Annotated in this window: 8 protein-coding genes; 4 read left to right on the top strand and 4 right to left on the bottom strand. The window is 57.3% G+C overall.

Annotated elements, in window-relative coordinates; all coding sequences use genetic code 11:
* Positions 1–713: 713 nt before the first annotated feature.
* Entirely contained in the window at positions 714–1,199 is a 486-nt protein-coding gene (locus AC1DWF_RS29215) for a hypothetical protein (RefSeq protein WP_476787649.1), read from the bottom strand.
* A gap of 423 nt (positions 1,200–1,622) precedes the next feature.
* Between AC1DWF_RS29215 and AC1DWF_RS29220 the strand changes: the two genes are divergently transcribed.
* The 4 genes from AC1DWF_RS29220 to AC1DWF_RS29235 all read left to right on the top strand — a co-directional run bounded on the left by AC1DWF_RS29220 (position 1,623) and on the right by AC1DWF_RS29235 (position 3,796).
* Positions 1,623–2,066 carry a universal stress protein gene (locus AC1DWF_RS29220; RefSeq protein ID WP_476785388.1) on the top strand — a complete coding sequence of 148 codons (444 nt, stop codon included), beginning with the start codon at positions 1,623–1,625 and terminating at the stop codon, positions 2,064–2,066.
* Between the two features lie 312 nt (positions 2,067–2,378).
* Positions 2,379–2,645, top strand: a complete 267-nt coding sequence (locus AC1DWF_RS29225; RefSeq protein ID WP_476785389.1) for a hypothetical protein — start codon at positions 2,379–2,381, stop codon at positions 2,643–2,645.
* Between the two features lie 467 nt (positions 2,646–3,112).
* The gene (locus tag AC1DWF_RS29230; protein WP_476785390.1) at positions 3,113–3,310 is read left to right on the top strand and encodes a hypothetical protein; all 198 of its coding nucleotides are present in this window, start codon (positions 3,113–3,115) and stop codon (positions 3,308–3,310) included.
* Positions 3,311–3,565: 255 nt separating this feature from the next.
* Positions 3,566–3,796 (top strand): hypothetical protein, encoded by a 231-nt coding sequence (locus AC1DWF_RS29235; RefSeq protein WP_476785391.1) that lies wholly within the window; start codon positions 3,566–3,568, stop codon positions 3,794–3,796.
* A gap of 13 nt (positions 3,797–3,809) precedes the next feature.
* On the opposite strand, the gene AC1DWF_RS29240 is transcribed toward AC1DWF_RS29235, so the two are convergent.
* The 3 genes from AC1DWF_RS29240 to AC1DWF_RS29250 form a co-directional block, all read right to left on the bottom strand.
* Positions 3,810–3,932, bottom strand: coding sequence for a hypothetical protein (locus tag AC1DWF_RS29240; RefSeq protein ID WP_476785392.1), 123 nt, complete (start codon positions 3,930–3,932; stop codon positions 3,810–3,812).
* A 121-nt stretch (positions 3,933–4,053) separates the two neighbouring features.
* Positions 4,054–4,620, bottom strand: coding sequence for a tyrosine-type recombinase/integrase (locus tag AC1DWF_RS29245; RefSeq protein WP_476785393.1), 567 nt, complete (start codon positions 4,618–4,620; stop codon positions 4,054–4,056).
* A gap of 1,021 nt (positions 4,621–5,641) precedes the next feature.
* Positions 5,642–6,058 (bottom strand): hypothetical protein (locus AC1DWF_RS29250; RefSeq protein WP_476842379.1); only part of this gene is annotated, 417 nt, incomplete at its 5' end.

Genomic DNA, 6,058 nt, shown 5'->3' on the forward strand with positions numbered 1-6,058 from the left:
CAACTGGATTGGCCGCCTAGAATATCGTTACTACGACTTCAGTGACAGCGAGTTCGACAACTTCGGCGACGTTAGCCTCGACACCAACACACTCACGGTCGGTGTCGCCTACAAGTTCTAATGCCACAGGGTTCGCCTTCAATAGCGGGAACTTGATTTGGGCGCACGACGTTTGATCGAGCGGAGCCCAATGGGCGCAGTCCTCAGCTACGCCCGGAGATTGCCTTCCCGCGAGGGTGATCTCCGCACTCCGTGAGCGTGTTTTTTCCATCCAACACGCTCTAGCATGGGCCTGTCGGCCTCGCGCCGGCAGGCCTTCTATTTTTAATGCACCGGTGGCAGTATCGCTCGCGCGCGGCACTGTTGTCTGGTGGCACGGGCCAGAGCTGAGCAGGAACGGCCTGTCGAACCTGAATTCGGCAGGCCGTTTCGCTGTTACGGAACAAGCAGTTTGACCACCGTCGCGTGCCTTAGCTTCTCTTCGCCCTTTAGGTGCTTGGCCATGACGCGCAAAACCGGCTGGACTGGAATCGCGCTTTTGTTGGCGTCACTAGCGCGGCGAACTTGGCATCTTGCAGGTAGTCGACCAGTGTCGGGATGCAGGATGGGTGAACGGTGACGGCTGCTCTGTGTCGGTGACTTCCCGTCGCGATCCAGCGATGGCGCTGGCCTGACGATCCTCGATCATATTGGCACGTCGGACTACGGCAACATCAATGAATGCTTGGTTGGTTGTCATCCAGAAATTGCGTCAAAAAAGTACCTATGTCTTGGAGGAGTGCTAACGATGGCGGCCGACGTTTAGGTCGTTGCCGATCCTGGTTCGCGCCACCGAGAACCGGGACGATTAAGAAGGCCGCGAACCGGCGCCGACCCTCCGTCGTGACAACAAATCTGAGGTTGGGGAAACTGGATTCCAGCGCCTCGCGGATTTCCTGTTGCTTCCTGGGAACGTCGAATAGGTGGCCGTCGGGCGGTACCACGAGAAACTTATTGCACTCAACGTTTTCGGAATCGCCGGACATCAGATCCTCCGTGTGACAACCGCCCATCATTTGAAAAGAGGGTAGCAAAATGGCAGCTTCCCCCAGTCCCCAACCGCGTTTGCGCGCCTGATTGCCATGCGAGGCGTGATCCCATCGTTTATGCAGCGTGAAAGACTGAAGCGTCAGCCCGATATGATTGACTTCTCGAGGCATTTGTTCCTATTTTGTTCGCATGCCTATGCTGTCTGAATTCCCCTCCAATAAGGTCATCGTCTCGTGCGAAAAATGCGGGATGTGGAAGCAATACGACCGAGACGCGATGCTCCGAACCGGGGGTGATCGCACACTGGCGCACTTGCTCGATGAGATTGTCGCGCGCGTGGGCTGCCCAAAAGCTAAAAGCCTGAGCGTCTATGACCGGTGTGGGGCCAAGTACGAGGAACTGCTGACGCTGACGGGTGGCGGAAACGCGTATGCGAAGTCGAAGGGTGGATGAGGCGCTGGGGCTGCCACATTTCTTTGTATTGGTGGTAGGCCAAGCGGTTAGTGGCTCGGCGATGAAGCACTGCTGCTTGTCGGTCAGTGCCATGTGTGCTTCTCTCAGGCCCGACACCTTAACGCGCCCCTGAGGCCCCGATGTACAGGCATATCCTGATCTCGACTGATGGTTCGGAACTCGCTCAGAAGGGCGTTGATCACGGCCTCGCCTTGGCAAAAGCGCTTGGCAGCAAGGTCACGATCATTACTGCGACCGGGTCATATCCAGTGCCGACTGGCCCGGCGGCTTGGGGTGTCACGCCCAATCAAATCGCCGGCTACGCAGCAGGTCGCAAGCGGGAAGCCGAAGATCTGCTTTCTTCGATAAAAGCGACAGCGGAGAACTTGGGTATCGAGGCCGATACGGTCCATGTACCCGATAGCAAGGCCGCCCCGGCAATTCTGCAGACGGCACAACAGATCTCATGCAACTTGATTGTGATGGCATCCCATGGCCGACGCGGCATGCAGCGAATGCTTCTAGGAAGCCAAACCGCCGAAGTCGTGTCCAGCAGTCCGGTGCCTGTTTTGGTTGTAAGATAATTGCCGCCCGTACGTTAAAACCGGCTCGGCGCGGGATTGGTGATAAAGCAGGCGACCGGGATGCCCCAGTCCTTGGCTATCGGCGCGAGGATATCCCGCGTTGACCTGCTCGATTGGCTTCAGGACGCTTCCCATCCCGGCTTGGTGGCAGCTTCGGTGGTCTTAGCATCAATGGTACAGCGCGTAGCATGTATGCTCCCACTCCCTGCCGCGACCATGCCTTAGCCTCGTCTGTGCGCCGTCCCGATCTGGTTGGGCTCGACACTCGGGGGGAGCGATGTGATGCTGGTGGCTTCAACCGACGGAGCAAGTATGGACAAGCTGCTTAATAACCCGCATGCGCCGGATTTATTCGCCGATGGCGCGACGGGGTACCTCAGTCTCAATGGGAATATGCGGATTACATTCGAAGCTGTCCGATCGGACTATTCGACAAACCCGCACGCCCTGGACCGCGTTGTTGTTGGCCTCGTGGTCATGCCAATCGCGGCGGCCGAAGCGATGGCGAACGCAATTTTGCAGCATGTTGCGCTGGTTCGAAACGCTCCCAATCAAGACGCCAACACGACGATGCAATAGTTCATTTTGGGCACACGCCTCCAGCAGGCTGGCGACTGTTCGGTGTCACCTTTGGGCGGTGGTGAGGCCGCCATCTGATTAGCAATTCGGCTGATTTGCTTTTGTTTTGCAAGGGCTTCAAAGTCACGCGTCACATCCACGGAGACGGCCATGGCAAGTCGGCAGTTAAGTCCTGAGGAAAAGCAGCACTACCTCGGATCACAGATGGCCTTGGAGAGACGGGTGCACCCCGATCCTCACTGTCAGATTGCGGTCAAGGTAGAGGATTGGACTGACGATGATGGCAATCCGCTTCTTTCAGTGCTGACGAAGCGGAAGATCGTCTGGGATAAATCCGGACGCTTTCGGCTAACCAGACCGCCCAGCTTGCGTATGGAGGGCGTCAGCACGAGGGGCATAAGGCGGCGTCAGCCTCGACACACGGCAATAGTGGTGGGAGGATATGGCCTCACCCGAGGGAGGCCAGAATGTTCGTAAGTTTGACGCTAGCCGGAAAAGACGGCACGACCATCTACATCAACGTCGAGCACATCGTCAGTTTTTCCAGGGAGGTGTCGGCCCGTTTCACTGCGGTTCACTGTGTAGGCGGCGTCGATCCGGCAGTTTACATGGTCACAGAGACACCCGATGAAATATTGGAACTTATCGGGATTGAGGAAGACTAACGACTGGCGACCGGCCCACCTCGGCCTTGTTTGATTGCATCCAGCGAGGGACGTGGTGATGCGCTTCCGGTTTTGAACGCCTCTCACTGATATGGTTGCAGGGCGGGATTTGAACCTGCGTCCTCGAGCTTATGAGGCTGGCGAGCTACCCGGCTGCTCCACCCTGACTTGAAATCTACCAACCCGGTTCTGGATCGATGCTGCCTGGTTACGCGTTGTTATGCGGCGAACGAGCGCCAAATTGGCGATACAGCGATGAAGGACATCCCATCCATTGACCTAAGCGAGCCTGCCACTTTCTTTGAGAGCCGGCTGCTGCCGGGAATGGCGTTTGATCATCTCTCCAATGCAATCCGGCACGCAGTGAACGTCCCGCTTCACAAGCAACACCACGCTGCAAAGATCGTTACGCAAACGGGCGCGCAATACGGCTGGGACGAGATCAGCGTACTTCACGACCATCTTCGGGCGTTGGACAGCCGCTGATTTCTTGCCCGAGTCACGCACCGAACTCCCACTCATCGTCTTCATCCTCATCGCCACCAGGGAGTTTGTCGAACGCCTTGTCGATCTGGCGGATGTCCCAAACTGTGCGACAGTTGATGCGCTTGGGCTTAGGCATTCTGCCGTCCTTGACCATCTCATCGAACAATGAGGGTGAGACGCCCACATAGGCGGCGGCTTCCTCTCGAGCTAGGCCGCGCGGTGGTAGATTGGCTGGTAGTTTCGAGGGCTTTGACATCTTACTCAACGCTGTTCCGCCCCAAAACCGTTCTTCGGCCCGTGCCTTCAACCAACCTCCCTGCCCATTTCAGTGGGTCAGACACCCACGGCAGATCGCGCCATGATTCTGGAACGGGCAGTGTGTCGATCGCCTCAATCAAAGGGCGCTGTGGCACGTGGGTGTACCGCCGGCTCATGTCGTCGACCGCATGCCCAAGGATTTGGTCCTTGATGTACGGATGGACGCCGTTCACGACCAACTGCGTCGAGACCGAGTGACGGCCTGTATAGGGCGATATGTCTTTGATGCCCGACCGTCTGCGTGCTCCAGTGATGGCGGTCTTGAGTTGTCCGCCACCACCTTGGGTAGGCGGGTAAGGGTGCCCTTTGTGGGTACGGAACAAAATGCCTCCACGCTCGACGAGCGGTCCAAGCCACTCTGCCAGAAACCAATGCAATGGTACGCCTCGAGGCTCGCCGGTTTTGCTGGAGCGCACTACCAGCCACCGCTTCGCGATGTCCATGTCTGGTGTTTCGAGTGCGAAAAGCTCGATCGGCCGGAGCCCTGTGTAGAACAGCGCTGTCATCACCATCGCCGGGGCAGGGGACATGGCAGTAACGAAGGTTGCCGCGCGCTCGTACTCCACGGGTGACGTTCCGGTGCGAGTGGGGGCGAACGATGCGGGTGCCCTTTGGCTTGCGGGGGCGGCGCCACTTCCTAGACCTTGCCCAATCATTGAGCACGGCTTCGTTCCAGACCGCGACGAATGGCGTGTAGCACTGCCGGTTACGCGTCTCTGGCTGCGCATTCGGGTAGAGTTCTCGAGCGGCTGCGTCCAGATCGTTCTGGGTGATGGCGTTCAGGCGGCTTTGGCCGAGTCGAGACAGCAGCGGTTTTAGGAACCGGCCGCTACCGCCCGATGTTAGGTACACCTCTGCGGCGTCGGCGAAGGTCTTGGTGGCGCTAACTCCAAACGCGTGTTCTTCCGCAATTTCGCGCTCGGTGCGCACCCTCAGCGCATCGGCAAGCCGGCGACTTTTGAGCTTGGTGCTGTTGTAGACAGGTGTTCCGCACACGGAGCCCCGCAAGTACCAGATCTGACCTCGGCGAAGCAGCTTGAGCCCCATAGCTCTCTCACCCACAAAAGAAGCTCCCGGTGCACCATGCGCCTTGGGGCTTTATTCTCCTCAGTGTGGTGAGTGCTGGCCGGCTTGGTGGGACGGTTAGTGGAAGGATAGCGAGGGCAGGGTGGAGGTCAAGAGTTGAACTTTGACTGGCCACGGCTTGACCCGGCAGGTAGTTATCGAAAAATAAGGCCCAGGGTCTCGGAGGGATGAGATTGCGATATTATCTACACGGCGATCAGCATGAAGATGGCGGCAACAAATGGTTTTGCGCGCGGTGCGATGTTTTCGTGCTGCAGGAGCATTTCCATCGCGACCAGCGCCACATGGGGCGAGAGGGTGACAAGGATTATCCCCGCTACCAGAAGGACCTCGAAGGCCTGACAACATACCTGGAGAATACCGAAGGTCGCTACTCCCGGCCATACTCACCGAGAAACTGCATCGCCTGATGATGACCTGAGAAATGAGGTTGCGCATCGTCTATTGGGCGCCGGTCAAACCCAGAGCTGCTTGAATTCCAGATATACCCACCACCGTGGCTAGGACTTGCAGTATTCCAACTATAACAAGCGCTGCGGTAAGCCAACCCAATAGAGACTGTTGGTTGTCCATATCCCTATGCCGTTGCTCTTGCTCTTCATAATTTTGTAGCGTCGCCAATGCCTTAGGCTCCAGGCGGTAGAACGCATTGTCTCGCCGTAGGTCTCCTGAGGTCACCAGTGATTCAAGCAAGATTTCATAATAGGCACCCGTTTCTTCCTCGTCTGGATGAAAGACGAAGCGTCGTGAGTACATAATGTCCATGAGGCCGACGTATGACGCCGAGAAGTCGGATTTTCGAAGAGTTTTTTCCAAGAAAACCCTTAGCACTGTCATTCTGTCTGCGCGTACCAGAGG

Source organism: Aminobacter sp. P4_D5 (genome assembly GCF_056401815.1).

What these genes read in the sequence shown, in the direction of transcription:
- AC1DWF_RS29215 (WP_476787649.1), bottom strand. Translation starts at nt 1,199, where the DNA reads ATGCCTCGAGAAGTCAATCATATCGGGCTGACGCTTCAGTCTTTCACG.
- AC1DWF_RS29220 (WP_476785388.1), top strand. Translation starts at nt 1,623, where the DNA reads ATGTACAGGCATATCCTGATCTCGACTGATGGTTCGGAACTCGCTCAG.
- AC1DWF_RS29225 (WP_476785389.1), top strand. Translation starts at nt 2,379, where the DNA reads ATGGACAAGCTGCTTAATAACCCGCATGCGCCGGATTTATTCGCCGAT.
- AC1DWF_RS29230 (WP_476785390.1), top strand. Translation starts at nt 3,113, where the DNA reads ATGTTCGTAAGTTTGACGCTAGCCGGAAAAGACGGCACGACCATCTAC.
- AC1DWF_RS29235 (WP_476785391.1), top strand. Translation starts at nt 3,566, where the DNA reads ATGAAGGACATCCCATCCATTGACCTAAGCGAGCCTGCCACTTTCTTT.
- AC1DWF_RS29240 (WP_476785392.1), bottom strand. Translation starts at nt 3,932, where the DNA reads ATGCCTAAGCCCAAGCGCATCAACTGTCGCACAGTTTGGGACATCCGC.
- AC1DWF_RS29245 (WP_476785393.1), bottom strand. Translation starts at nt 4,620, where the DNA reads ATGACAGCGCTGTTCTACACAGGGCTCCGGCCGATCGAGCTTTTCGCA.